This is a genomic window from Algibacter luteus (genome assembly GCF_030344935.1).
Taxonomy (GTDB): Bacteria; Bacteroidota; Bacteroidia; order Flavobacteriales; family Flavobacteriaceae; genus Arenitalea; species Arenitalea lutea.
Genome location: NZ_CP128313.1, coordinates 3,286,225 through 3,312,157, shown reverse-complemented (window position 1 = coordinate 3,312,157; position 25,933 = coordinate 3,286,225). Strand labels below are relative to the sequence as shown.

Below are 25,933 nucleotides of genomic sequence, written 5' to 3'. Positions count from 1 at the left end.
AAAAATGGATTAAGCATTAAATAAATATGAATATATTCAGAATTCTTTCCTCAAATGACGGCTCTATCAATGAACCTAACGTTAGCTCTTTTTTGGCTTACTTATTAGACCCAAATGAAGACCATGGTATCTCTAGCTTATTACTTCAAGAGGTTTTAAATGATATCATTTCGATTGACGATAAGTTTTTGTCTAAAATTAAATTTCAAGGCAGAGCAACCGATTTATCTAAATATTCTGGCTATGCTGTTAATATAATACCTGAACTTTCAGTTAACCTTGAAAAGCGTGGCAAAAGGAAACGAAGAGACATAGATGTTATTATTGAAATAACTGATAATAAAACTGGAGAATTAATTTATTCTATTTGTTTAGAGAACAAAATAACAGATACTTCGATTAGTAAAAATGATTCCCAACTGGAAGATGAACTTATAGGTTTGAAAAACTATTATGAAGAAAGTGATTTTTCCCCAGAAATCTATGTTATTTATTTAACACCAACTCCATCAAATATATCCACTGATTCTTTTGAAAAGTTAATATATGATAGAAAGTTTCATATGTATTGGGATAATCATGAGAATTCTGTATTCAACAAACTTATCAAAATTTTTAATGATGAAAATGAAGGGTTAATAGACCCGATAAATAATCAATCATCCTATTTGATTAAATCTTTCCTTTCATTCATTAAAACTAATTTTAAAAGCTACGTAGAAGAGCGTAAAGAAAAATTAGAGAAAAAGAATTATGGCAAACCTGTAATTGATTTACTGAAAGACTTTTCAAGGGCATTAGAAATAGGTCAGGAATATGGAGTTGATTTTATTAGAAATGAATTTTCCAAATATGTTCTGGATTCTACAGGGATAGAGCTGCATAAAGCCACAAGAAATGCTCATATCTTACTTTCTATAGTAAATGAAAAAAATAGAGGGCATTATAATATTAAGAGACCAGATGATGAAAGAAAAAATATATTTTGTTATTCAGATAATTCTAGAAAAAGTATCAAACTTTTTAACCCTCAAATTGATGCTGAATTAAAGGTTTATTTTAAAGGGGAAGATGAGATTGAATTTGTGAGGGCTAAGGAAGTTTATAAACTTATGGAATCGTAATTGTGAAACTGTTAAATCTATTGCTTAAAGTATATTTCTTAAGCCGTAATCCTAAATAAGCTAATGGAATTATAGAATGACATTTACCGATTCATGGTCTGAAAATAATATTTATAAAATATTTTACAAATGAAAAAATCTCTATTAATATTTATTGTTATACTATTAATTCAATCGTGTAAAGATGGATTAGATGTACATTTTAATGATAAAAATGCATTGAAAATAGTTGAAGCGCAATGTAAATTACTACCAGATGAGCTTTGTTCTAAATTTAAAGCTAACTATGAAATAGTTTTAATTTACAATGCCATTGGACAAGACGGTAAAATGGGTGCAATTCAAGACTATAAAAAGAGTATTGAGAATATAACATTACAGGATATTCTAGATAAATCGTTAAAAGATAATTAAGCTACCATACTTCAATTGTAATTTGTGGCTTGATTCCATTGAATTCAAAAAGTTGGTTGGTAAGTTCCTCTTTTATTAAGCCTGCATATTCATGAGTTGTGGCTATGGAATCATGAATTGTAAACATCGGTATTTCTGGGTTTTTTAATGCAATTCCCTTGGTTATTTGATCTATTATTAAATTAGCTTCTATATTCTGCAAAAAAATTGGAAACATTGATTTCTCTTTACTTTTAAGTTTTTCAGATAACTCAAATATTTTATTGGGTAAAATTCTCTTTAATTCATTATATCTAGCCTCTTTATTACCATTAGAGCAGTATAAAAATTCAAGCATTACTGCTTTACAATAATCTCTTATTGTGTTAAAAGGTTTGGTGACTTTACAGCTTGATTTCTTATTATAAAATTTATCAGATATTCCTAAGGGTGTTTGAATAGAGTAAAGAAATTCTTCCGAAAAATTAGCTCCAATATAAGAGTAAATGTCTTCATTCTCTATTAAATAAATAAAATCTTCAATCTCTTTGAAATCAACGCTTTTCAAGCTTTCCTTAATCATAACAGTAACAATAACATCTTTTATAACTTCACATATATCTTTCTTAACAATAGTACTTAAATAATTATCAATGTGAGTTTCATCCCTGTCAAGGAAAATGAGTTTTAATAATCCTGTGTATAAATAGGGTTGAGAAGCTTTAATATCTAGCGATACCATTGTTTCATTTTTTAACCTTAAGAAGGGTCTTAAATCTTTAGGCATATTGGTTAAAATTGAATGAAGTCTATTGTCTTTCCCTTGTCTTTGATAATATATAAATCCTTCATTTAGCATTTCAATCATCCATCTTCTTTGGTGTTTTTTAGAGTCTTCCATTTTCACTGAATTAACATAATCTATAGCGTTGTCATAGTCTACACTCAGGTATTCTGGACATAACCATTTGGTAAGGTGTTTACAGCTTTTATCAGCTTTTTTTACCCTAGCATCATATCCTTTTTTTAGATTTCTTTTAAAAACAAAACTCTCAGGGTCGTATTTGACAAACTTATAATGTCTAGTTTTTGGCTTGATTATTTTAAATGATTTTGAAACCTTTTTTTTAATGCTATATGTTCTAAACTCTATAAATGCCTTTTCAATTAGGAAGTCAAAATATACTTTATAATTATGGTGTCGTTTCTGGAGAATTTTAGCATTTAAGAATACAAAGCCATTATCAGCTTTATCTTTTGCCTGAGCTTCCTGATAACTTATTAAATGAATAAAATAGCAGGCAATATCTAGCTTGATTCTTTTTTTTCCTTTGAGATGTATCAAATTATTAAGCTTAACCTCTTTCTTAAGCCTATTAAAAATGGATTCTTCAAGAAGGAAGAAAATAGGTCTGTTCCGAATTTTAGTCTTCATTTTGACCGCCTTTCTTATTCTCTAAGAAATCAATAACATCTTGGTACTTGTAAAGAGGTTTTCTGCCTGCTCTAGCTACAGGTATTAAAACACCTTTTTCCTTCCAATTCCAGAGTGTGCTTAGCGACTTTACATTGCATATTTCAGCTACATCTTCACTCGTTAAAAATTCTTTATTATTACTCTCTTTAGAAGATATAATAATTTGTTCTAAACGTGGTAAAAGAATTTTAATAAGAGATTCTATTAACTCATTTACAGATACTTGTGTTAAGATTAATTTTGTCATGATATTACTTTTTAATTATTAATACTACAAATATCAAGCATATCAAAATCTTAAAAAATACTCTTATTTAAAACTAAGAGTACAATTTAAATATGAGGAAAAATAAAAATATTAAGCCAATGAATATGGTCGATGAGGGAAGATTTTAAATTAGCTAATATGACCCCTATTAAAATAAATACAAACTAGGAGTCTATATTTTCAAAGCAAGGACAAATTTCTCCAGTTTTTCCCTTTTTTGTTTTGTTTGAGGTTCTTTTTGATTTAAGAAGTCTTTAGGAATTAAGGTTTCTCCTTTTAGTAAAAAAAATTCAGATGTTATCAGCCAATGTTTGTTTTTAGTGTTTTTTATGACTTTGTGTTGTCTTAACAATTTAATGAAGAAATAAAGTGTTGTTTTTTGGTCAGTCCAATTTATTTTATTGACTAATGGTCTGTTTTCAAATAAACCTTTAAATGTGTCAAATGGTGTGTCATAGTATATGAAACTTGTTTTTAAATACTTATCATACAAATATTTAAGTCTTTTGTCCTCTGGGTGATGTGTAAACTTAAACGAATTGATAGGTTCGTTTAAATAATACCACTTTGAAAGATAATTACGGTTACTCTTGTTTAAGTCTAAGTGGTAAGAAACAAATATTGATTCAAGAATTTCCTTTATAATAGTTTGTAATATGTTATAATAGCCTTTGCTATGTTGAGCATAATATGGAGAATCTTTATTGATTGAATTTACTGTTTTATACAATTTGATTAAACTACTGACGATCTTATTTACATATTCATTATTTCCCTTAATTAGACTGTACTCGTAAATAAACCAGTTCAGAGAATGTTCTCCTTTCTTTTTTAAATCATTATAAAATGTAAATCCTTCATTAAAATGTCTAAACTCAATTATCTCTATGGTTTCTTTGTCACATAAATCTTCTAAAAATTGGAAGGGATGAGATAAATTTCCTTTTCTATCATGTGTGAAAGTTCTGGGAACATATTTTAAGAAGAGTTTAGAGTATTTATTTTCTGTGATTTTGTTCATAGCAATTATGCTTGATTAAGAATTTTGTTCCCATAGGTCTTGTACCATAGCGATATGTTCGTCTTGAGTAGTCTTTACGTACTTAATAAATTGTTGTTCAGAGATATGCCCAGTAATTGACATTATCGTCTGATTAGGAAGTTTTCCATAGAGGTTACTAGCAAATGACCTTCGGTTTGTGTGAGATGAAACTAGCTCATATTTAGGATAGTAACCTCTTTCTTTTCTTTTGGTTTTTGGATTCATTTTATTGCCCATTACTATTTGGGTGATACCAACTTCTTTGCAAACTTCCTTCATATATTTATTGAATTTAACATCTGATATCATTCTGGGTAGCTGTCCGTCATTTTCATCTATTATAGCCCTTACATGATTGTGTATTGGTATTTTAATAAATACATCGGTTTTTACAGAATCGACAATTTGGATTTCATTTTCGTTGATATTGAATTCGTGTATTCTTTTTAAATCAGAAATTCTCAACCCAGACCACAATCCAATAATCATTAATTGTCTAACATTATTGAGTCTATCATTATCTTTAAAATCAGCGTCGAAAATTTTATTAATCTCAACCTCATTCAGATAAACATCTAATGGCTTATCTCTTTTAGCAGTAAAACTTCTATGTTCAAATTCTGGGCTAACCTTAAGTCCAATTGTTTTAGCTTCTCTACAGAAATTTTTTATTTGATCTATGTATTTACTTATGGTTGTTCCTCCATAGTTTCCATCTATTTTTAAAAAGGATAGAAAGGATTTATGAAACGCCAAGTCTATATCCCAAATCTTTAGTATAATTTGTTCTCTCTCTTCAAATTCTATTAAGCGTTTCAAAGTTGTTTGATACTTCTGAATTGTTTTAGGACTTATGATCTTTGTAGTTCTTGGGTTAATTCTTGTTTTAGACTCTTCAATATATTTTTTTACAAATGGTACGAAGTAAATTTCATGGTTTGAAGATTCGTCTTGAGGTCTATTATTAAATTTTAGTATTGTCTTATCTAGCCATTTTTTATCAATAACACCTCCATCTGAATAGTGCGCTGTGTATGAATTTATGATAAATTCTTTTAGGTTTCTAAGTTTTTTTGTTAAATCAAGTTCATCCGCTTTTGTTTCTATGCCTAAAGTGACTCGTTGCTGTTTTTGAGACCAGTATTTGGGATTTAACAAGTAATTAGTATTAGACGTTACATCAATAGCTTTTCCTTTATAGAACCTTGCATAAATACTGGAAGGATTCTTTTTAGATTTCACTAAGAATTTTACGTTAGCCATGTCTTGATTATTTATATTCAAAGATAAGAAATATTTTCCCGATATTTTCCCAATTTTATTAAAATGAAACCAAATCAGATAATATTAAAAATGAATCGAATCTTGAATTAGTTAATATGTATAGGGGTTTCAGGATTTTTAAAATCAAGTTGAATCATTTGGAATCAATTGATGTAGAACAGTTCCCGCTACTAAGAGAAGAACCAAACACAGAATTGTGTTTGGTTTTTTTATGCGCAAAATTATCTAGTATAAAAGTTTTGTTATTTTGGAGCAGAAGATTCTCTAACAACCAATTCAGCATCCAGAATAATCTTATTCAAGGTTTGCTTAATTGTTTTTTTATTCTTGTAATTCAAGAAGGTTAAAGCGGCTTGTTTGCCAATTTCCTCACTATGCTGATTGATACTTGTAATTGAAGGAGTAACCATAGCAGTGAAAGGTTCGTTACCAAAACCAACCAAAGCAATATCTTCTGGAACTTTTATTTGTAATTCGTTAAGTAGTTGTAAGGCGCCAAGAGCAGCGTAATCACTTGCAATATAAACAGCATCGGGTCTATTTTTGAGTTTTAATAATTGCTCCATTTTTTGTCTTCCGTCTTCTATAGTGAGGCTGCTTTCAATAAGGAGTTCATTATCTAAAGGAAGTTGATGTTTTTTCAAGGCATCAACGTAACCTCTAATTCTATTATTAAAAATTCTGGTATGTTTATAACCGCCAATATGTGCAATTCGTTTTCTACCTTGTTTAACGAGATGCTCAACAATAACATGACTGCTTTCATAATCATTAATTCCAATATAATCTACGTTTAAATCGTTCTCACCGCGATCAAAAAGTATTAAAGGGATACCTTTAGCCTTTACTTTTTCATAAAATTCTAAATCTATAGTTTCATTAGCCATTGAAGCTATAATCCCATCAACTTGTGTAAATAATAAAGTATCTATGTTGTTGCATTCTTTTTTATAGGATTCGTTTGATTGTGTTATTATAATATTATATCCTTCTTTATTTAAAACTTCTTCTATATTTTGAATCACCGAAGAAAAAAAGTTGCTATTGGTTCGAGGTACAATAACACCAACTAAATTACTTTTACCTTTTCGCAAGGCACTAGCAAGGTGATTGGGCTGATAATCTAAATTTTTAGCTACTTGTTTTACGGCTTTTTTAGTTTTTTTACTAATTCTAGAGTCGTCATGAAGCGCTTTAGAAACCGCAGCAGTAGAGATATTTAGCACATTTGCAATATCTTTTATAGTAGTTTTCTTTTTAGTATTCAATTTTTTTATATCTTTGCTTAATCGTTTAAGCAAATGTAATGTATTTATTGTTTGAATCAAAATCTTCAATACATTAAAGGTTTTGGTTTTATTTTTAATTTTTTGGTTAAACGTTTAAGCAAACTAATTAATATTTTAAATAAGAATTAAACAAATGGGTAAAGTAGTAACATTTGGAGAAATCATGTTAAGATTAGCTCCTCAAGGATTTTTAAGATTTTCTCAAGCAAATAGCTTTGATGCTATTTACGGAGGAGGTGAATCAAACGTAGCAGTATCGTTAGCAAACTATGGTGTAGATGTAGATTTTGTAACACGTTTACCAAAAAATGATATTGGTGAATGTGCCATGATGGAAATGCGCAAAAGAGGCGTTGGTGTTGATAAAATTGTATGGGGTGGAGATCGTTTAGGTATCTACTTCTTAGAAACGGGTGCCGTATCTAGAGGTTCTAAAGTAGTTTATGATAGAGCACATTCTGCCATTGCAGAAATTAAGTCTGGAATGATTGATTGGGACGCAGTTTTTGAAGGGTGTGAATGGTTTCACTGGACAGGTATTACTCCTGCTATTTCTCAAGGATCTGCTGATGTGTGTTTGGAGGCTGTAAAAGCTGCTAGTGCAAAAGGAATAACTATTTCTACAGATTTAAATTACAGAGCAAAACTTTGGAAATATTGTGATGCTGCTCATAGAGAAAAAGTAATGACCGAGTTAACATCGTACTGTGATATTGTTTTAGGTAACGAAGAAGATGCTGAAATGCACTTTGGTATTAAACCAGAAGGAATTACTGTTCAAACTCAAGGGCACGATGTAAAAGCTGAAGCTTTCTTATCGGTTTGTGAGCAAATGATGGAAAAATTTCCAAGAGCTAAAAAAGTAATTACGACTTTAAGAGGATCTATTTCTGCTTCTCATAATACATGGGCTGGTGTGTTATATGATGGTAAAACATTATTCCAAACACGTCAGTATCAAATTACAGATATCGTTGATAGAGTTGGTGGAGGAGATTCATTTATGGGAGGTTTAATCTACGGATTATTAAAATACCCAAAAGACGATCAAAATGCTTTAGATTTTGCTGTAGCTGCTTCATGTTTAAAACATACTATTAAAGGTGATGCCAACTTAGTAACAGTTGCCGAGGTTGAAAAACTTATGGGTGGTGATGCTTCAGGGCGTGTTGCTAGATAAGCATCTAATAAATCATTATTATTTTAAAATAACCTTTAAAGTCACATGAAAAAATCGATTGCAATTATTTGCGGAGGCGGTCCAGCTCCTGGTATCAATACCGTTATTAGTACAGTGGCCAAAACTTTTTTAAAAGATGGTTACGAGGTAATTGGTGTTCATCATGGGTATCAAGGATTATTGTCAGACAATCCAGAATTGAAGATTTTCGATTTTCATCATGCCGATCGTATTTTTAGCCGTGGTGGTTCTACTTTAATTATGAGTAGATTTAAACCCAAGGATAGCGACTTTAAAGCTGATTTTTTTAAAAAACATAATGTAAAATTATTGGTAACTATTGGCGGCGATGATACAGCATCAACCGCCAATAGATTAACCAAGTATCTTCAATCTCAAGATTTAACGGTTTCGCATGTTCATGTTCCAAAAACTATAGATAACGATTTGCCTTTACCTGATAGAAATCCAACTTTTGGTTTTCATACAGCTAAAGATGAAGGTGTTCGTATAGGAAATACGGTTTATGAAGATGCCAGAACTAGTGAAAACTGGTTTGTTGTATCTGCTATGGGGCGTTCAGCGGGTCATTTGGCTTTTGGCATTGCTTCGGCTTGTCATTTTCAAATGATGATTATTCCAGAAATGTTTGATAAAACAACCATTACTTTCGAAAAGCTCATTAACTTGATTGTGTCTTCAATAGTAAAATGCAAAATTGAAGGCGTAGAGTATGGCGTTGCTTTGGTAAGTGAAGGTGTTTTTCATTTTATGGAAGAGGAAGAAATTATAAACTCCGGAATCAATTTTACTTATGATGATCATGGACATCCTGAGTTAGGAAATGTAAGTAAGTCTCATATTTTTAACTATCTTTTACAATTAAAATTAAAAGAGATCGGGCTAAAAGTTAAATCAAGACCAGTAGAACTTGGTTATGAATTAAGATGTTGTAATCCCATTGCTTTTGATTTAACATTGTGTACGCTTTTAGGAATAGGCGTTAAGAAATTATTTGACCAAGGTATTTCTGGTTGCATAGTTAGTGCAAATTCCAAAGGAGATATAACACCTTTATTTTTAAAAGATTTTGAAGATGAAAATGGTAAAATACCTCCAAGATTGGTAGATATTAATTCGGATATGGCACAATTATTCATTAACAATTTGTTCTATATTCAAGAAAAGGATTATGAAAAAGCTAAAAAATATGTGCCAAACCCCGAGGCATATGATTTTAAGAAAATATTAAACTGGAACTAAAAATTAAAAAACAATAAAATGGCACAATTTTCAAGATTAGAAGTGGCACAAGCAATGAAAGATACCGGAATGATTCCTTTATTCTTTCATAATGATATAGAATTAAGTAAAAAAGTATTAAAAGCATGCTACGATGGTGGTGCGCGTTTAATGGAGTTTACAGCACGTGGTGATTTCGCTCATGAAGTTTTTGGAGAGTTAACCAAATATGCAATTAAAAAATTACCTGGAATGATTATGGGTGTTGGTTCTGTTACCGATGCAGGACAAGCATCATTGTATATGGCTTTGGGAGCAAACTTTATAGTAACACCAGTATTAAGAGAAGATATTGCAATTGCATGTAATAGAAGAAAAGTACTTTGGTCTCCTGGTTGTGGTACATTAACTGAAATTACTAGAGCTGAAGAGCTAGGATGCGAAATTGTAAAATTATTCCCTGGCGATATTTACGGGCCACAATTTGTAAAAGGTATAAAAGGACCACAACAATGGACCTCTATTATGCCAACAGGTGGAGTTTCTCCAACTGAGGAAAATTTAAAAGCTTGGTTTGATGCAGGTGTAACTTGTGTTGGAATGGGATCTAAATTAATCTCAAAAGAAATTATTGCTAACAAAGACTATGCAAAACTAGAGAAAGATGTAAAAGCTGCTTTAGCGATTGTTAAATCTGTTAGAAAATAATAGTAGTAGTTAATTAAGTTTAAAAGAGTCACATGAATTGTGGCTCTTTTTTTGTTTTATTCAAATTTTAACCATGGTTTGTAATGCCTTAGTCATTAGAAACTATACTTTATCATGTCGCATTATTTTTCTTTTTTACTCTATATAATTTTGCTACATTTGGCATCGAATAAAAAATTTTTAAAATGAAAATAATGAAATACTTAAGTCTTACAGCGGTGTTAATTTTTCTAGTATCCTGTAATAAAAATGGTGCTGCCCAAAAGCCTATTAAAACAGAATTAGATTCAGTGAGTTATGCCATTGGAATGGATGTTGCTAAAAATGTAAAGGCAAGTTTTGATGATTTTGATAATGACTTGTTTATTCAAGGATTTAATAATGTCATTGATTCAACTGATATATTATTAGATCAGGCCGTTGCGCAACAAGTAGTAAGAACATATTTCCAAAACAAACAAAAGGAAGAAGCCGTTAAGCGTCAAGAAGAAGCTCTAAAAAATAAAGAAGAGGGTGAAAAATTCCTGTCTGAAAATAAAACAAAAGATGGTGTTGTAACTACTGAAAGTGGGTTACAATATATGGTTCTTAAAGAAGGAACAGGTGAAAAACCTACTACCGCATCAAAAGTAAAAGTGCATTACCATGGTACTTTAATTGACGGAACTGTATTTGATAGTTCAGTTGATAGAGGTGAGCCAACTGAGTTTGGAGTAACTCAAGTGATTAAAGGTTGGACTGAAGGTTTACAATTAATGCCAGTTGGATCAAAATACAAATTTTTTATCCCAAGTGATTTAGCATATGGTGGTAACCCAAGACCAGGTGGGGCTATTAAACCGAATTCTACTTTAATTTTCGATGTAGAATTACTAGAAATAGTAAAGTAAAAAAGATATTATTACCATAATAAAACAGTCGTTTAACATAAGTTTAAACGACTGTTTTTTGTTTAGTTAGTTATCTAGTTCGTCTTTTTTCTTGCCACCCATCATAAATTTGATTAGAAACCCAACCAGTGTTAGGCAAACAATTCCAAAAACGGCAATCATTATGGCGCCATTAGTCCAGCTATAAAGAGAAATAAATTGAGCTATCATAATTTAAAATTTTCAGCTAAATTAATACACTTCATGATGAGTAAATATGATTTTTATCAGATATTTAAAATGAAATAAATTGGTTTTAAAGTCAATAGATAGCGCAATTGATAATCCAAGGTTGTAACTTTGTAGTCTTAAAAAATAAAATAAAATGAACCATAAAGCAGGTTTTGTAAATATTATTGGAAATCCGAATGTTGGTAAATCTACATTAATGAATGCTTTTGTTGGAGAAAAACTTTCTATTATCACATCAAAAGCACAAACAACAAGACATCGAATTTTAGGAATTGTAAACGGAGATGATTTTCAAGTAGTTTTAAGTGATACTCCCGGCATTATAAAACCAGCGTACGAGTTACAAGAGTCTATGATGGGCTTTGTAAAATCTGCTTTTGAAGATGCCGATGTACTTATTTACATGGTGGAAATAGGTGAGAAGGAACTAAAAGATGAAGCGTTTTTTAATAAAATTACCAATTCCAAAATCCCGGTTTTATTACTTCTAAATAAAATAGATAAGTCAGATCAAGTACAGTTAGAAGAGCAAGTTCAGTCATGGGCTGAAAAAGTTCCCAATGCTGAGATTTTTCCAATTTCTGCCCTAGAAGGATTTAATGTTAAGGAGGTATTTAATCGCATTATCGAATTACTTCCAGAATCGCCCCCATTTTATCCAAAAGACCAATTAACAGATAAGCCAGAACGTTTTTTTATTAATGAAACCATCAGGGAAAAGATTCTCATTCATTACAAAAAAGAAATCCCTTATGCTGTCGAGGTTGATACTGAAGAGTTTTTCGAAGAAGAAAATATAATTCGTGTCCGATCGGTAATAATGGTTGAAAGAGAAACTCAAAAAGGTATTATTATTGGACATAAAGGTTCTGCATTAAAACGCGTTGGAGTTGAAGCTCGTAAGGATTTAGAAGCTTTTTTCGGTAAACAAATTCATCTTGAACTATACGTTAAAGTAAATAAAAACTGGCGTAGTAATCAAAATCAATTGAAGCGTTTTGGTTATAACCAATAAGCCGTATTAATCTCCTCATGTAAGGATTTCGATGTGGTAACGACAAAGTTGCATGTGGTTTAGATTAGTATTTATAGGTGTCCTTTCAATCTTCATCGTGAGTTGTAGTAGTAAAAATGACTTACAAGCGGATATAATTACTGATTCTGATTGGATTGTTGATGAACTAGATGTTACAGGAGAATTCTTTTTATACCCACTTGCATTAAATCCAAATTTCGATAGTGTTCAGAGCATAAACCTAGCTAATGGTGAGTTGGTTGGTATTGTTAACTTTGGTAATCAAGTTATTGTTTATCCCTATGTTTATACTTTTGAGAACGAAGTTATAAATAGTGAATTTCAAGGCAGGAAATATGCTTTCACCTATTGTCCTATTACTAAAAGTGCTATTGCGTTTAATCGAACAGGAATTTTTAGGGCTTCAGGATATTTATATAAAAACAACTTAACACCATGGGATGCTGAAACCGAATCCATTTGGTCACAAATGCTAATAAAAGGTATTCAGGGTGATAGAAAAAATAATAGATTTAATACCATACCAGTATTAGAAACCACTTGGGGTGTAGTGAAATCCTTTTTTCCTAATGCTAAAGTGCTCGCTGGTCCTCCTTCATTAAATAATAAATCGTCTTTAAAGTACAATAGTAAACCTCCAGATGATACAGGTAACACTGACGACGATTCGGGTGGCAACATACCAAATAATGACGATTTTGTATATGGTATTATTGATGATTTTGACAATGTGCATATTTTTAAATATTCAGATTTCTCTAATCAAATGATTGTTAAAATCATTAGGAATCAAGAATATATCATTGTTGGTAATCAATCAAAACGATTCATAAATGCTTTTAAAGTTAGTAACGCCAACGATTTTGAAGAATTGGAAAATCAATTACCTTATGTTATCAAGAATAAAAATGGTGTAAAATATAATATTTTAGGTGTTGGAAGTAACGGTAGTACTTTAGAAAAACCAAAATATGCCTACGTTGCTATTTGGAGGGCTTGGGAAGATTTTTATTCAAGTTTTAATTTTATAGATAAAGAATAATAATTGCTTCTATTGGTCTATCTTCAGTACATTATTCATAAAATTATTTAGTAATCGCATTTCTTTAGTACTTGATGCCTTACCTATACTTCCAGCAAAATATAACGCAATCCAAATTAATACCATTAACAGTGTTACACTAATCTGAATTGCATAGCTTTTTTTCAGAGACCAGTTGGTATAAGTCCAAATAGCAAAAGCAATAAATATACCCGCAACTAAAAAATGTAAGAACATAAAGAGTGTCCAAACCGTTGGATTAGGTCCAAATAAACCGTGTAACCGACTTGAGTTTTCATCTACTTTGTTGATTTCTAAATGCAGTTGAGGCGACCAAAAATGTTGCTGTATTTTAGGAAACTTTATAAAAACATGATCGTCAATACGAGTTACAATAAACTCTTTTTGAGTTTTTTTAGCGGTCTCAAAATCTTTTAAAATAGACTCGTTAGGTCTTGGGATTTCAAGTTTAAACCTTGGACGCAATACAATATCGTTACTTAATGCCATCTTAATTAGTTTCGCAAAGTAAAATACTATTTTTTATTTAAACTTTAAATAACTTCAATCTTTATTAAAAAAGAACTTTGCGTCGTGTATATTTCCTATTTTTGCAAAATATTTCGGAGAGAAATAAAAAAGGCACCGGATGAGGTGTGAAACTTAAAGAAAAGAGAATGAGTAATATAGTAGCAATAGTAGGAAGGCCAAATGTTGGGAAGTCAACATTCTTTAATCGTTTAATACAACGAAGAGAAGCCATTGTTGATGCTGTTAGTGGAGTTACTAGAGATCGTCATTATGGTAAGAGTGAATGGAATGGTAAAGAATTTTCATTAATCGATACCGGAGGTTACGTTCTTGGAAGTGATGATGTTTTTGAAGCTGAAATAGATAAGCAAGTAGAATTGGCTATTGATGAAGCAGATGCAATCATTTTTATGGTAGATGTTGAATCTGGTGTAACAGGTATGGATGAAGACGTTGCTAAATTATTAAGGAAGGTTAATAAACCTGTTTTTTTAGTAGTCAATAAGGTTGATAATGGAAAACGAGCTGAAGATGCTGTTGAATTTTATGCTTTGGGTCTCGGTGAATATTATACCGTTGCTAGTATAAATGGTAGCGGAACAGGCGAGCTGCTAGATGCACTTGTAGAGGCTTTACCAGAAAAAGAAGAAGTTGTTGAAGAAGATTTACCTCGTTTTGCAGTGGTTGGAAGACCTAACGCGGGAAAATCATCGTTTATAAACGCACTTATTGGTAAAGATCGATACATTGTAACAGATATTGCTGGAACTACAAGAGATTCAATAGATACGAAATACAATCGATTTGGATTTGAATTTAATTTAGTAGACACTGCAGGAATTAGACGAAAATCTAAAGTAAAAGAAGATTTAGAGTTCTACTCTGTGATGCGAAGTGTTCGGGCCATCGAACATAGTGATGTCTGTTTACTAGTTTTAGATGCCAATAGAGGTTTTGATGGACAGGTGCAAAATATTTTTTGGTTGGCTGAACGCAATAGAAAAGGTATTGTGGTTTTAGTTAATAAATGGGATTTAGTTGAGAAGGATCATAAGTCGGTAAAAGAATATGAAAAAGCTATTAAAAAACAAATGGAACCATTTACAGATGTTCCAATTATTTTTATATCTGCATTAACAAAACAGCGTATTTTTAAAGCTATTGAAACTGCTGTAGAGGTTTATAAAAACCGAACTAAAAAAATAAAAACAAGCGAGCTAAACGATGTGCTGTTGCCAATCATAGAAAACTATCCACCGCCAGCATATAAAGCAAAATTTGTAAAAATAAAATATATCATGCAGTTGCCAACGCCGCAACCACAATTTGCGTTTTTCTGTAATTTACCTCAATATGTAAAAGAGCCTTATAAAAGGTTTTTAGAAAATAAGCTAAGAGAACATTTTGGTTTTACTGGCGTTCCAATCAGTGTTTATATGCGCAAAAAATAATTTCCCCAAAAGCCTTAAGTTTTTTGATTGGTTTTAAGATTATTTAGTTATTTTTAAAGTGTAACTAACTAATTTATGAGTCAAATAATAACATTTGGTGAAGTACTTATGCGTATATCACCTCGAGGGAATAGAAAATTTATACAATCTAATACAGTTGAATTTTATTTTGGTGGTACCGAATTAAATGTAGGTATCTCAATTGCTAATTTTGGAGGTAATGTGAAACACATAACCTGTATTTCGGATGATTTTATTGGTAATACCGCCATGGCTTATCTTAATAAATTTGATTTAGATACTACAGCTATTGTAAGATCCAACAGGCCTTTAGGGGTTTATTTTTTAGAAGTTGGGGCGGTAATGAGGCCGAGTTCTATTTCTTATAACAGATCACATTCTGCCTTTTCTGAAATAAAACCAAGTATGGTTGATTGGGAAAAATCATTAGCAGACGGTGGCTGGTTTCATTGGACAGGAATAACACCTGCTTTATCTCAAGGCAGTTACGATACTTTAAAAGAAGGCTTAAAATTAGCTAGAAAAAAAGGGATGCAAGTTTCGGCAGACCCAACTTACAGAAGTGGGCTTTGGAAATACGGAGTAGATGCCAAAGAAGCTTTAACCGAATTACTACATTGTTCAACTATATTTATTGGTGGTATAAATGAAATGAATGAAGTGCTTGGAACAAATTTCGGATACAGTAATGATGAGTTTGTTGAAGCTAGTAAATTAATCATGGATAAATTTCCAACAATTGAAAAGGTATTTGATAAAATTAGAACTTCTATAAATTCATCGTGGCATAAAATACGAGCAAGAATGTGGAATGGTAGTGAGTTTCGTGAAACTCAAGATTTCGATATTACACATATTGTAGATCGCATTGGAACAGGAGATGCATTTGCGGCAGGATTAATTTATGGATTATTAAATTATGATGATACTAAATCTATGGAATTCGCAAGTGCAGCTTGTGCTTTAAAACACACTTATGTGGGCGATGTAAATTATACAACCATTGATGAGGTTTTGCGTATTGTTGATGGTAATGTAACCGGCCGTTTTAATAGATAAATTTTTACCAACCACCAGAAGCACCACCGCCACCAAAGCCACCGCCGCCGAAGCCACCGCCAAAGCCGCCACCACCGGATGACCATCCACCGTCGCCAGAGCTTCCACCCCAGCCAGAAGAGCCTCTGCGGTAACTGTCACGGCCCATATTACTGAGAATAATGGCTTCTAATAAATCGGTTCCAGCAGAACGATTTCCTCGGTTTCCGCCGCCACCGCGTCTATTTTTAGAAATAGATATAAGAATGATGATAAATATAAAAATCAGTATAATAATGAGTCCTACAGGAAAGTCACTTTCGTTTGATTGACGGGTGCCTTGATATTCACCGTTCATAACTTCAAAAACTGCATCGGCGCCTCTATTTAATCCACCGTAGTAATCATTCTGTTTAAAGTATGGAATAATATCACGTTCAATAATACGCTTAGACATTGCATCGGTTAGTAAATGCTCAACACCGTAACCTGTATTTATTGCAATTCTTCTATCAGAATGGGCGAGTATTATTAAAATACCATTGTCTTCTTTGGCTTGACCAATTCCCCATTCTTGCCCCCATTTGGCACCCAAGTAATTTATGTTTTCTCCGTTGGTAGATTTGATGATAGTAACAACTATTTGCGTTGAAGTTGTATCAGAATATTTAATTAATTTTTGCTCTAAATTGGTTTTTTGAGAAGCCGAAAGTAAATTTATATAGTCATAAACACTTGTTTCCAGATTAGGTTTTGCAGGAATATCAAACTGGGCAAAACTAACGTTTGTAGCGGAGAACAGCAGCAAAAAAGCACAAATGAAGCTTTTTCTGTTTGTTACTTTTCTAAAATTCAAAATTGAAATTTGCATGTTTAAACCTACCCTTTAGAAATTTCATTTGTTAGTTCGTTAGTGTCTAAATCTGAATATGGAAAATATTTTTTCAACTGTTCACCAGATTTTAAAATCCCTTCAATAAGTCCTTGTTTGAAATTACCTTCCTTAAAATAAGATTGCATGAGGTTTTTAGTACTGTCCCAAAACGATTCTCCAACCACCTTGTTAATGCCTTTGTCTCCATAAATCACAAAGGTTTTGTCTTCTACAGCAAGATAAATTAACACGCCGTTTTGAAGCCTGGTATTATCCATTTTTAAGGTATGAAAAAGTTCTAGCGTTCGAGCTGTTGCATCACCTTTGCTAGTTTTTTCGATATGAACTCGTATTTCTCCTGAAGTATTTAGTTCAGCCACTCGTATAGCCTCAACTATATCTTGTTCTTCATCGGCTGTCAAAAAATCTTCAATTTTACTAGACATGTTTTCTATTTAAAATCGAAATTAACGTCGGGTGCTTTTTCACTACCTGCTTCTGATTTGAAATAACTCAATTCATCAAAATTTAAAATACCAGCTAATAAAGAGTTTGGAAAGGTTTTAATGTGTTTATTGTATGGTTCAACAGCTTCGTTAAAACGATCTCTTGCTACATTAATTCTGTTTTCAGTACCTTCCAATTGGCTTTGTAATTCTAGGAAATTTTGATTTGCTTTTAAGTCAGGATAGCGTTCTACCGTTACCAATAAACTTTTTAAAGCGCCTGATAAACCACCTTGAACTTCGTTAAATTTAGCTAACTGTTCAGGAGTGATATTTGTAGGGTCGATGTTAATTGAAGTCGCTTTGGCTCTGGCTTCAATAACCGCTTGCAATGTGCCTTTTTCAAAATCGGCAGCACCTTGTACTGTTTTAACTAAATTGCCAATTAAGTCGTTTCGACGCTGATAACTACTTTCTACATTAGCCCATGTTTTAGTTGCAGTTTCTTTCAAGTTTACAGCAGTATTGTTAAAGCCTTTTCCCCAAGAATAAAGACCTAAAACTATTACCGCAATAATAATTATTGGTAAAAATTTCTTCATGATAAATAAGTTTGATCTGTTTTAGTTAATGTTATTTATATGACACTTTTTATAGCAAAAAGTTACATCAACCTTTAATATTAAAGATGTTGTTTTATTTTAATAAGCTGGTTTTTTACATCTTCAAGCTTACTAATAATTTCAAAATTACTTAGTGCTTGTTTTTTTTCTTCTTTCAAATGTATTTTAGCACCTTCCAAAGTAAATCCTCGCTCTTTTACTAAATGGTAAATAAATTTAAGATTTTTTATATCCTCTGGCGTGAATTTTCGGTTGCCTTTAGCGTTTTTTTTAGGTTTAAGTACATCAAATTCCCCCTCCCAGAATCGGATTAAAGATGTGTTCACACCAAAGGCTTTAGCGACTTCGCCAATACCATAATATCTTTTTTCTGGTAAATCTATATGCATTAATCTAGAGATTGATTTTCTAACGAGGCGTGTTCTAATAATTTATTAAACTCTTCCGCAGTTAAACTTCCGTAGTAGAAGTTTATTGGGTTAATTCGGTCTCCATCTTTAAAGATTTCGTAATGCAGATGTGGTGCTTCAGAGCGTCCTGTACTACCAACAAAACCTATTAAATCACCACGTTTCACTTTTTGATTTTTGCGAACATTATACTTGTATAAATGGGCGTATAAACTGGTGTAACCGTAACCGTGGTTTATTCTTATGTGTTTTCCGTAACCAGAAGAATTACTGTCTGCTCGTTCAACAACACCATCTCCGCTAGCGTAGATGGGCGTTCCTCTTGGCGCCGTAAAATCCATACCCCAATGCATTTTCCTAACTTTAGTAAATGGGTCCGAACGCATACCATACCCTGATGCCATACGTGTTAAATCTTCATTACTTACGGGTTGTATGGCTGGTATTGCAGCTAATAAACTTTCTTTCTCTTTAGCAAGTATCGCAATTTCATCTAGTGATTTAGATTGCACAACTATTTGTTTTTGAAGAATATCTAAGCGCTTGTTACTTTCAATAATTAGTTTAGAATTATCAAAGCCTTCTAGATTTTTATATCTGTTTATACCTCCAAATCCTGCTCTTCGTTGTTCTTCAGGTATAGGATTTGCCTCAAAATATACGCGATAAATGTTATTATCTCTATCGGCTATATTAGCTAAAACAGCTTCAGCTTGTTCCATCTTTTTATTGAGTAATTCAAACTGTAATTGGGCGTTTTGTAACTCTCTTTTTAAAGCACGTTCTTTAGGAGATTCAACGTATTGGCTTGCAATAAAAACAAAAATAAACGCAAAAAATGCAGCAGCCAACATAAACAGAGTAGCATACTTGAATGTAGTACGCTTTTTTCGCTCTATTTTGCGATAAGAAAGCGATTCTTTATCATAGTAATATTTTACCTTACTCATTTCTTAAATTATGCTATTTTTGCAACTAAATTTGAATAACCAATTTTTGGTCTGTCAGATATGTAAACGAACAAACCTACGAAATTATTTTCATAATAATTAAGGCTTTGTTTTAATCAGTTAGCCCAAGCTCTTCTTATTTTTAAAAAATTTTGGAGAGTAAATATAAAAATAGTTTCTTATTTAAAATAATTTATAAGAAACAAGATGCTCAATAATTATAGATGAACTCACAAGAAGTACGATCAAAATTTTTAAGTTTTTTTGAAGAAAAAAAGCACAGCATAGTGCCATCGGCTCCTATGGTTTTAAAAGACGACCCAACTTTAATGTTTGTTAATTCGGGTATGGCGCCTTTTAAAGAATATTTTCTTGGAAATGCGCAACCTAAAAATAACCGTATTGCAGATACGCAGAAATGTTTGCGTGTTTCTGGTAAACATAACGATTTGGAAGAAGTAGGTTATGACACGTACCACCATACTCTGTTCGAAATGTTAGGGAACTGGAGTTTTGGCGATTATTTTAAAAAGGAAGCTATAGCTTGGGCTTGGGAGTTGCTAACTGAAGTTTACGGCATCGATAAAGATATTTTATACGTTTCAGTATTTGAAGGAAGTGAAGATGACGGTTTGGGAATGGATACTGAAGCATACGATATTTGGAAAGAATACATTTCCGAAGACCGTATTTTAAAAGGCAATAAAAAGGATAACTTCTGGGAAATGGGAGATCAAGGACCATGTGGCCCTTGTAGTGAAATTCATGTAGATATTCGTTCTGCAGAAGAAAAAGCGAAAGTTTCAGGTAAAGATTTAGTAAATCAAGACCACCCACAAGTTGTAGAGATTTGGAATTTGGTTTTTATGCAATACAACCGAAAAGCCAATGGATCCCTTGAACCTTTACCTAACAAACATATTGATACAGGAATGGGTTTTGAGCGCTTATGCATGGTGTTGCAAAATGTTCAGTCTAATTATGATACCGACGTTTTTAAACCTATAATTCGCGAAATTGAAACCATTACCGCTAAAACTTATGGAAAAGAAGAAAAGGCAGATGTTGCTATTCGAGTAATATCAGACCATGTGCGGGCTGTGGCATTTTCTATTGCAGATGGACAATTACCAAGTAATACTGGAGCAGGTTATGTAATTAGAAGAATTTTGCGTCGCGCTGTGCGTTACGGATTTACATTTCTTGATAAAAAAGAACCGTTTATTTACCGATTAGTTGATGTTTTGAGTAATAGAATGGGGAAAGCTTTTCCTGAATTGAAAGCTCAAAAACAACTTATTGAGAATGTTATTAAAGAAGAAGAACAATCTTTTTTAAGAACACTCGATCAAGGTCTGGTGTTGTTAAATAGAATTGTAGATGAAACCAAAAGCGATACCGTTTCAGGAGAAAAAGCTTTTGAATTGTACGATACTTATGGTTTTCCAATAGATTTAACAGCATTAATTCTTTCAGAGAAAGGCTTGAAGTTAGACGAAAAAGGATTTAATGAGCAGTTGCAAAAACAAAAAAATCGATCGCGTGCGGCAAGTGAAATGTCTACTGACGATTGGACTATTTTAGCAGAAGATGGCGAAGAAGAATTTGTTGGTTACGATACTTTAGAAGCTCAAGTTAAAATTACCAGATATAGAAAAGTAACATCTAAGAAAGATGGCGACATGTATCAATTGGTGTTTAATTTAACACCATTTTATCCTGAAGGTGGTGGACAAGTTGGTGATAAAGGGTATTTAGAAGACGCTCATGGCGATGTGGTTTATATCCTAGATACTAAAAAGGAAAACAACGTTATTATTCATTTTACTAAGAATCTACCTAAACATATTAACGAGTCTTTTAAAGCGGTTGTTGATGCTAAACAACGTTACAGAACAGAATGTAATCATACGGCAACGCACTTGCTTCATCAGGCCTTACGCGAGGTATTAGGAACGCACGTAGAACAAAAAGGAAGTGCGGTACACTCAAAATATTTACGATTCGATTTTTCACATTTTTCAAAATTGACTGTAGATGAATTACGCGATGTAGAAAATTTTGTGAACCGGAGAATAGAAGGGAAATTACCTTTAGTAGAAATGCGTAATATTCCAAAAGAAGAAGCTATTGCCGAAGGCGCAATGAGTTTGTTTGGTGAAAAATATGGCGATACGGTTCGTGCGATTCGTTTTGGTAAATCCATAGAATTATGCGGAGGTACTCACGTTAAGAATACAGCAGATATCTGGCATTTTAAAATAGTTTCAGAAGGCGCAGTAGCTGCAGGTATTAGAAGAATTGAGGCGATTACCAATGACGCTGTTAAAGACTTTTATTTTGAAAATAACAGAGCTTATTTCGAAATGAAAGATTTATTAAACAATGCTAAAGAACCTGTTAAAGCACTTCAAAGTTTACAAGAAGAAAACACCAATTTAAAGAAGCAAATTGAATCTTTGTTAAGAGATAAAGCTAAAAACATAAAGGGTGAACTTAAAAATGAACTCGAAACTATAAACGGTGTTCAGTTTTTGGCTAAAAAGTTAGATTTAGATGCTGCTGGATTAAAAGATGTGGCTTTCGAATTAGGAGGGCAGTTTAATAATTTGTTCTTACTATTGGCTACCGACCAAGGAGGTAAAGCCTTATTATCTTGTTATATTTCTAAAGAATTGGTGGAGAGCAAAGGGTTGAATGCAGGACAAGTAGTTAGAGAATTGGGTAAATACATCCAAGGTGGTGGTGGCGGACAACCATTTTTTGCAACTGCAGGTGGTAAAAATCCAGGTGGGATTGCGGACGCCTTCGAGAATGCTAAGAATTACATTATTTAGTATTCTATTAAACTTCGTAAAATGAAACGACTTTTATTTTTCATCTGCTTGTTAATGTCATTCGTAATGAATGCCCAAAAACATGATCTTCCAAAAAATCCAAAAGTAGGAGAAGTTTATGGTCGTTTTGAAATTGAAGGGAAGGATCCTATATGGCTTAGAGTTTTAGAGGCAACTCCAAAACGAGTTACTAAAACTCAAAAACAATTGATAGATCTGGGTTATACATTAAAAGTCACTGGAAATCTTGATAAAGCTACAGAAGCGGCATTATTAGAGTTTAATAAAAAGGAAATTAATATTGTTTGTGCTGGTGTGATTACCGAGAAAACAGTTCCGATTCTAAAAAAGCGATTAAAGGAACTTAAACGAGAAAAGAAAAAAACTCTTAAAAATTATTGAACTTACAAACTCAAATACCATTTTCTAAAAAGTCTAATAATTTAATAGATTATAAGTCTAACATTTTATTACTAGGTTCCTGTTTTTCAGAAAACATAGGTGAAAAGTTAGAGTATCATAAAATACAAAATACTCAGAATCCCTTCGGTATTTTATTTCACCCTGCCGCAATAGAACGTTTAATTGCCAATGCCATAGAGCATAAGCAATACACAGAGAAAGATGTTTTCTTTCATAACGAGCAATGGCATTGCTTTGAGGCCCACTCACAGTTAAGTCATACTTCGAAAGAAGCATTAATTAATGGGTTGAATGCTAATTTAAATAGTACCTTTAATAAGCTTCAAAACGCAACGCATATCATCATGACTTTAGGAACAGCTTGGGCATATCGATATCTTAAAACAGGAGAATTTGTTGCTAATTGTCACAAAGTGCCTCAATCGGAATTTGAAAAAGTATTATTGTCGGTTGAAGATATTACTGAAACTTTAAAAAATATAATAGCTCAAATTAGATCGATTAATTATAATGTAGAAGTGGTTTTTACAGTATCGCCAATAAGACATATTAAGGATGGATTTATAGAAAACACACAGAGTAAAGCGCATTTAATTTCTTCTATTCATCAAATAATAGGTAATAAATCCAGTTATTTTCCATCATATGAAATCATGATGGACGAACTTCGCGATTATCGTTTTTATTCTGAAGATATGATTCATCCTAACCAAACCGCGATAAATTATATTTGGGAAAGATTTAAAATGGTATGGATTTCTGAAGACTCCTATAGCATTATGGATGAAGTGGATACTATTCAAAAAGGACTGCGTCACAAACCATTCAATCCTGATTCTGATGCACACAAGGCCTTTGTAGAGAAATTACAGGCAAGAATTCTGAAGCTAAAAGCACAATTTCCTCATTTCAAATAACAACACGGTTTCCTTTTAAAGATTCAGGGAGCTTAAAAAATATTCATCTAATTAATTAAAATAATAGAACACTTTTCTTACGTAGAATTGTTAATTATATTGAAAATCAGATTATTGTAATTCGTCTTTTTTAATAACATTTGGTCGAGTATTTGTAAGATATATCACTTTTAATTGTAGATTTAGATTGCTATTAATCAGTTCATATCAAAAAACACCAATGCTTATCAATATTTTGATTTGTAATTGGTGTTTTTTTTGAATGACTTATTAATTAAATAATTTTGTCATAACAATAAATTCATGTTGTTTCTGAAATTACAAAGTATATTTGTGGTGTTAGTTTAAAATTGATTGAATACATTAGTTAGACTTCTTATGTCGAAGGAAACTAATGTTTTTTTGTTTAAATTAGTCCATGCGAAAAATTCTATTCGGTGTTATCATCACTTTAGTGGTTTTATTTACGTTTAAATATTGCGGAGAAAAACGCGAAGACACAATTATTCTCAAAGAAAATTCGGCTTTAATTCAAGAACAAATTAAAAATGTTGGTAAACTCATAGTTACCGAAGGGCATTTTAGTGAAGTTTTTACATATAAAAATTCTAAAGATCTATTTGGAGATTTATTATCGGCTGAAAAAAAAGCACTGGTTGTTGTAAATGCTGAAGTTACGGTGGCCTACGATTTAAGTCAAATTGAATTTGAAGTAGATGAGGTCAATAAAACGCTTACCATTTTAAGTATACCCGATGAGGAGGTAAAAATCAATCCTGATTTTGAGTATTATGATGTGCAGGCAGATTACTTAAATCCGTTTGAAGCTAAAGATTATAACGATATTAAGAATATGGTAAATGCGACGCTATCAAAAAAAATAGAAGCTTCAGATTTAAAAGCGAATGCCAAAAACCGACTTTTAAGCGAACTTTCAAAATTTTATATTCTAACCAATTCCTTAGGCTGGACATTAAAATATAACCAAAACGAACTGCAATCAATAAACGATTTGCAAGGGTTAAAGTTATAGTTTGCTATTCAAGCTTGTCCAACCACCTCCGTTTACGGCCTCTATACCATTATTCTTTAAAATCAAAGCAGCACTTCCAGACCGCATGCCACTTGCACAACACGTGATTACTGGCTTATTGTATTTTTTTATATCATTAATTTTTGATCCGATGGCTTGTAAAGGAATGTTTTTTGAACCCGCAATAGCACCTTGGCTAAACTCACCTGTAGTTCTCACATCTATAATTATGGCACCTCTTTCTTGAAATTCTTTAATCATGTTATTCTTATTTCCAAATAATAAATTCAATAAACCCATATAATTATTTTTAATGCAAATTACTCCAAAAAAGTTTAAAGCGTGAGTAACATAAGTTGCATTACGAAGCATTAAAATTTTATGTATATTCATCCTTTAGAAACTTGAGTCTTTATGAAACCTTATGTAACGCTTACTATAACCAATACTATTGGTGTTATTGAATTTTTTCACCCTAATAGAAATTCAATGCCTAGTGATATTTTATCACTTTTAGAGGAAACTATTGTAAGTGCAAGTAAAAACAATGATGTAAAAGTTATTGTTTTAAAAAGTGGAGGCGAAAGAGCATTTTGTGCAGGTGCAAGCTTAAATGAGCTTATTACAATTGAAAATGAAGCGATGGGGAAAACTTTTTTCTCTGGGTTTGCCAATGTTATTAATGCAATGAGAAAATGTCCTAAAATTATTTTAGGACGTATTCAAGGAAAAGCTGTTGGTGGCGGTGTTGGTTTAGCAGCGGCAACAGACTATTGTATGGCAACCAAATTTGCTTCTATAAAATTGAGTGAATTAAGTATTGGCATTGGTCCGTTTGTTATAGAACCCGTGGTGTCAAGAAAAATTGGTGTTACTGCGATGACACAAATGACAATCGATGCTGAAACATTTTTCTCAACACAGTTTGCTAAAGATAAAGGGCTTTATGCTGAAGTTTTTGAAACTACCGAAGCTTTAGATGACGCTTTAAATACTTTGGCTACCAAACTAGCTAGTTATAATCCTGAAGCTTTAACTGAAATGAAAAAAGTATTTTGGAAGGATACCGATCATTGGGATGACTTGTTAACCGAACGCGCTGAAATTAGCGGAAAACTCGTGCTAAGTGAATTCACAAAAAAGACTTTAAAAAGCTTCAGATCTTAATAGCTT

General features: G+C 32.1%; 28 protein-coding genes. 15 read left to right on the top strand and 13 right to left on the bottom strand.

Annotated elements, in window-relative coordinates:
- Positions 1 to 26: 26 nt before the first annotated feature.
- Both O5O44_RS14095 and O5O44_RS14090 read left to right on the top strand, forming a co-directional pair.
- Complete coding sequence (locus tag O5O44_RS14095) at positions 27 to 1,124, top strand: PD-(D/E)XK nuclease family protein (protein WP_289194868.1); 1,098 nt, start codon at positions 27 to 29, stop codon at positions 1,122 to 1,124.
- Positions 1,125 to 1,253: 129 nt separating this feature from the next.
- Positions 1,254 to 1,538, top strand: coding sequence for a hypothetical protein (locus O5O44_RS14090; RefSeq protein ID WP_289194867.1), 285 nt, complete (start codon positions 1,254 to 1,256; stop codon positions 1,536 to 1,538).
- A 1-nt stretch (position 1,539) separates the two neighbouring features.
- Here the strand turns inward: O5O44_RS14090 and O5O44_RS14085 are convergent, their stop codons facing one another.
- From O5O44_RS14085 to O5O44_RS14065, 5 genes are all read right to left on the bottom strand, one after another.
- Positions 1,540 to 2,952, bottom strand: a complete 1,413-nt coding sequence (locus tag O5O44_RS14085) for a hypothetical protein (protein ID WP_289194866.1) — start codon at positions 2,950 to 2,952, stop codon at positions 1,540 to 1,542.
- Positions 2,942 to 3,241, bottom strand: a complete 300-nt coding sequence (locus O5O44_RS14080) for a helix-turn-helix domain-containing protein (protein WP_289194865.1) — start codon at positions 3,239 to 3,241, stop codon at positions 2,942 to 2,944. The genes O5O44_RS14085 and O5O44_RS14080 overlap by 11 nt, the downstream gene beginning before the upstream one ends.
- 193 nt (positions 3,242 to 3,434) lie before the next feature.
- Positions 3,435 to 4,283, bottom strand: a complete 849-nt coding sequence (locus O5O44_RS14075; RefSeq protein ID WP_289194864.1) for a hypothetical protein — start codon at positions 4,281 to 4,283, stop codon at positions 3,435 to 3,437.
- Between the two features lie 15 nt (positions 4,284 to 4,298).
- The gene (locus O5O44_RS14070; protein ID WP_289194863.1) at positions 4,299 to 5,567 is read right to left on the bottom strand and encodes a tyrosine-type recombinase/integrase; all 1,269 of its coding nucleotides are present in this window, start codon (positions 5,565 to 5,567) and stop codon (positions 4,299 to 4,301) included.
- Positions 5,568 to 5,830: 263 nt separating this feature from the next.
- Complete coding sequence (locus tag O5O44_RS14065) at positions 5,831 to 6,856, bottom strand: LacI family DNA-binding transcriptional regulator (protein ID WP_289194862.1); 1,026 nt, start codon at positions 6,854 to 6,856, stop codon at positions 5,831 to 5,833.
- Between the two features lie 154 nt (positions 6,857 to 7,010).
- On the opposite strand from O5O44_RS14065, the gene O5O44_RS14060 reads away from it, so the two are divergent.
- The 4 genes from O5O44_RS14060 to bamJ all read left to right on the top strand — a co-directional run bounded on the left by O5O44_RS14060 (position 7,011) and on the right by bamJ (position 10,897).
- The gene (locus tag O5O44_RS14060) at positions 7,011 to 8,057 is read left to right on the top strand and encodes a sugar kinase (RefSeq protein ID WP_019388253.1); all 1,047 of its coding nucleotides are present in this window, start codon (positions 7,011 to 7,013) and stop codon (positions 8,055 to 8,057) included.
- 45 nt (positions 8,058 to 8,102) lie between these two features.
- Positions 8,103 to 9,320: a 6-phosphofructokinase gene (locus O5O44_RS14055; protein WP_289194861.1), complete on the top strand. Its 1,218-nt coding sequence runs from the start codon at positions 8,103 to 8,105 to the stop codon at positions 9,318 to 9,320.
- Between the two features lie 18 nt (positions 9,321 to 9,338).
- The gene (locus O5O44_RS14050) at positions 9,339 to 10,007 is read left to right on the top strand and encodes a bifunctional 4-hydroxy-2-oxoglutarate aldolase/2-dehydro-3-deoxy-phosphogluconate aldolase (protein WP_289194860.1); all 669 of its coding nucleotides are present in this window, start codon (positions 9,339 to 9,341) and stop codon (positions 10,005 to 10,007) included.
- Positions 10,008 to 10,201: 194 nt separating this feature from the next.
- A complete protein-coding gene (gene bamJ / locus O5O44_RS14045) occupies positions 10,202 to 10,897 on the top strand; it encodes a BamJ family beta-barrel-assembly machinery protein (protein WP_237714672.1) in 696 nt (231 codons plus the stop codon).
- A gap of 66 nt (positions 10,898 to 10,963) precedes the next feature.
- Here the strand turns inward: bamJ and O5O44_RS14040 are convergent, their stop codons facing one another.
- Positions 10,964 to 11,107, bottom strand: a complete 144-nt coding sequence (locus tag O5O44_RS14040; protein WP_019388257.1) for a hypothetical protein — start codon at positions 11,105 to 11,107, stop codon at positions 10,964 to 10,966.
- A gap of 154 nt (positions 11,108 to 11,261) precedes the next feature.
- Between O5O44_RS14040 and era the strand changes: the two genes are divergently transcribed.
- On the top strand, positions 11,262 to 12,143 hold the full coding sequence (gene era, locus O5O44_RS14035) for a GTPase Era (RefSeq protein ID WP_289194859.1): 882 nt from the start codon (positions 11,262 to 11,264) through the stop codon (positions 12,141 to 12,143).
- Positions 12,144 to 12,195: 52 nt separating this feature from the next.
- A complete protein-coding gene (locus O5O44_RS14030; protein WP_289194858.1) occupies positions 12,196 to 13,206 on the top strand; it encodes a DUF3179 domain-containing (seleno)protein in 1,011 nt (336 codons plus the stop codon).
- 9 nt (positions 13,207 to 13,215) lie between these two features.
- Here O5O44_RS14030 and O5O44_RS14025 read toward each other — a convergent pair whose 3' ends face one another.
- On the bottom strand, positions 13,216 to 13,716 hold the full coding sequence (locus tag O5O44_RS14025; protein WP_289194857.1) for a GTP-binding protein: 501 nt from the start codon (positions 13,714 to 13,716) through the stop codon (positions 13,216 to 13,218).
- Positions 13,717 to 13,883: 167 nt separating this feature from the next.
- On the opposite strand from O5O44_RS14025, the gene der reads away from it, so the two are divergent.
- Complete coding sequence (gene der, locus O5O44_RS14020; RefSeq protein WP_019388261.1) at positions 13,884 to 15,188, top strand: ribosome biogenesis GTPase Der; 1,305 nt, start codon at positions 13,884 to 13,886, stop codon at positions 15,186 to 15,188.
- 75 nt (positions 15,189 to 15,263) lie between these two features.
- Positions 15,264 to 16,268, top strand: a complete 1,005-nt coding sequence (locus O5O44_RS14015; RefSeq protein WP_289194856.1) for a sugar kinase — start codon at positions 15,264 to 15,266, stop codon at positions 16,266 to 16,268.
- Positions 16,269 to 16,272: 4 nt separating this feature from the next.
- Here O5O44_RS14015 and O5O44_RS14010 read toward each other — a convergent pair whose 3' ends face one another.
- The 5 genes from O5O44_RS14010 to O5O44_RS13990 all read right to left on the bottom strand — a co-directional run bounded on the left by O5O44_RS14010 (position 16,273) and on the right by O5O44_RS13990 (position 19,550).
- Positions 16,273 to 17,118, bottom strand: coding sequence for a TPM domain-containing protein (locus O5O44_RS14010; RefSeq protein WP_289194855.1), 846 nt, complete (start codon positions 17,116 to 17,118; stop codon positions 16,273 to 16,275).
- Between the two features lie 8 nt (positions 17,119 to 17,126).
- Positions 17,127 to 17,567 (bottom strand): TPM domain-containing protein, encoded by a 441-nt coding sequence (locus O5O44_RS14005; protein WP_289194854.1) that lies wholly within the window; start codon positions 17,565 to 17,567, stop codon positions 17,127 to 17,129.
- A 5-nt stretch (positions 17,568 to 17,572) separates the two neighbouring features.
- Positions 17,573 to 18,169, bottom strand: coding sequence for a LemA family protein (locus O5O44_RS14000; RefSeq protein ID WP_019388265.1), 597 nt, complete (start codon positions 18,167 to 18,169; stop codon positions 17,573 to 17,575).
- An 80-nt stretch (positions 18,170 to 18,249) separates the two neighbouring features.
- The gene (locus O5O44_RS13995; RefSeq protein WP_019388266.1) at positions 18,250 to 18,579 is read right to left on the bottom strand and encodes a MerR family transcriptional regulator; all 330 of its coding nucleotides are present in this window, start codon (positions 18,577 to 18,579) and stop codon (positions 18,250 to 18,252) included.
- Complete coding sequence (locus O5O44_RS13990; RefSeq protein ID WP_289194853.1) at positions 18,579 to 19,550, bottom strand: M23 family metallopeptidase; 972 nt, start codon at positions 19,548 to 19,550, stop codon at positions 18,579 to 18,581. Before O5O44_RS13990 ends, O5O44_RS13995 begins: the two co-directional genes overlap by 1 nt.
- Before the next feature lie 224 nt (positions 19,551 to 19,774).
- Between O5O44_RS13990 and alaS the strand changes: the two genes are divergently transcribed.
- From alaS to O5O44_RS13970, 4 genes are all read left to right on the top strand, one after another.
- Positions 19,775 to 22,387: an alanine--tRNA ligase gene (gene alaS, locus O5O44_RS13985; protein WP_289194852.1), complete on the top strand. Its 2,613-nt coding sequence runs from the start codon at positions 19,775 to 19,777 to the stop codon at positions 22,385 to 22,387.
- 21 nt (positions 22,388 to 22,408) lie between these two features.
- Positions 22,409 to 22,789 (top strand): hypothetical protein, encoded by a 381-nt coding sequence (locus tag O5O44_RS13980; protein ID WP_289194851.1) that lies wholly within the window; start codon positions 22,409 to 22,411, stop codon positions 22,787 to 22,789.
- Positions 22,786 to 23,727, top strand: a complete 942-nt coding sequence (locus tag O5O44_RS13975; RefSeq protein ID WP_289194850.1) for a GSCFA domain-containing protein — start codon at positions 22,786 to 22,788, stop codon at positions 23,725 to 23,727. The genes O5O44_RS13980 and O5O44_RS13975 overlap by 4 nt, the downstream gene beginning before the upstream one ends.
- Before the next feature lie 418 nt (positions 23,728 to 24,145).
- Positions 24,146 to 24,760 carry a DUF4230 domain-containing protein gene (locus tag O5O44_RS13970; protein WP_289194849.1) on the top strand — a complete coding sequence of 205 codons (615 nt, stop codon included), beginning with the start codon at positions 24,146 to 24,148 and terminating at the stop codon, positions 24,758 to 24,760.
- Here the strand turns inward: O5O44_RS13970 and O5O44_RS13965 are convergent.
- The gene (locus O5O44_RS13965; RefSeq protein ID WP_350494433.1) at positions 24,755 to 25,153 is read right to left on the bottom strand and encodes a rhodanese-like domain-containing protein; all 399 of its coding nucleotides are present in this window, start codon (positions 25,151 to 25,153) and stop codon (positions 24,755 to 24,757) included. The two genes, O5O44_RS13970 and O5O44_RS13965, sit on opposite strands and share 6 nt — an antisense overlap.
- Positions 25,154 to 25,174: 21 nt before the next feature.
- Here O5O44_RS13965 and O5O44_RS13960 point away from each other — a divergent pair, with 21 nt between their 5' ends.
- Complete coding sequence (locus O5O44_RS13960; protein WP_289194848.1) at positions 25,175 to 25,927, top strand: enoyl-CoA hydratase/isomerase family protein; 753 nt, start codon at positions 25,175 to 25,177, stop codon at positions 25,925 to 25,927.
- The last annotated feature ends 6 nt before the right edge of the window (positions 25,928 to 25,933 follow it).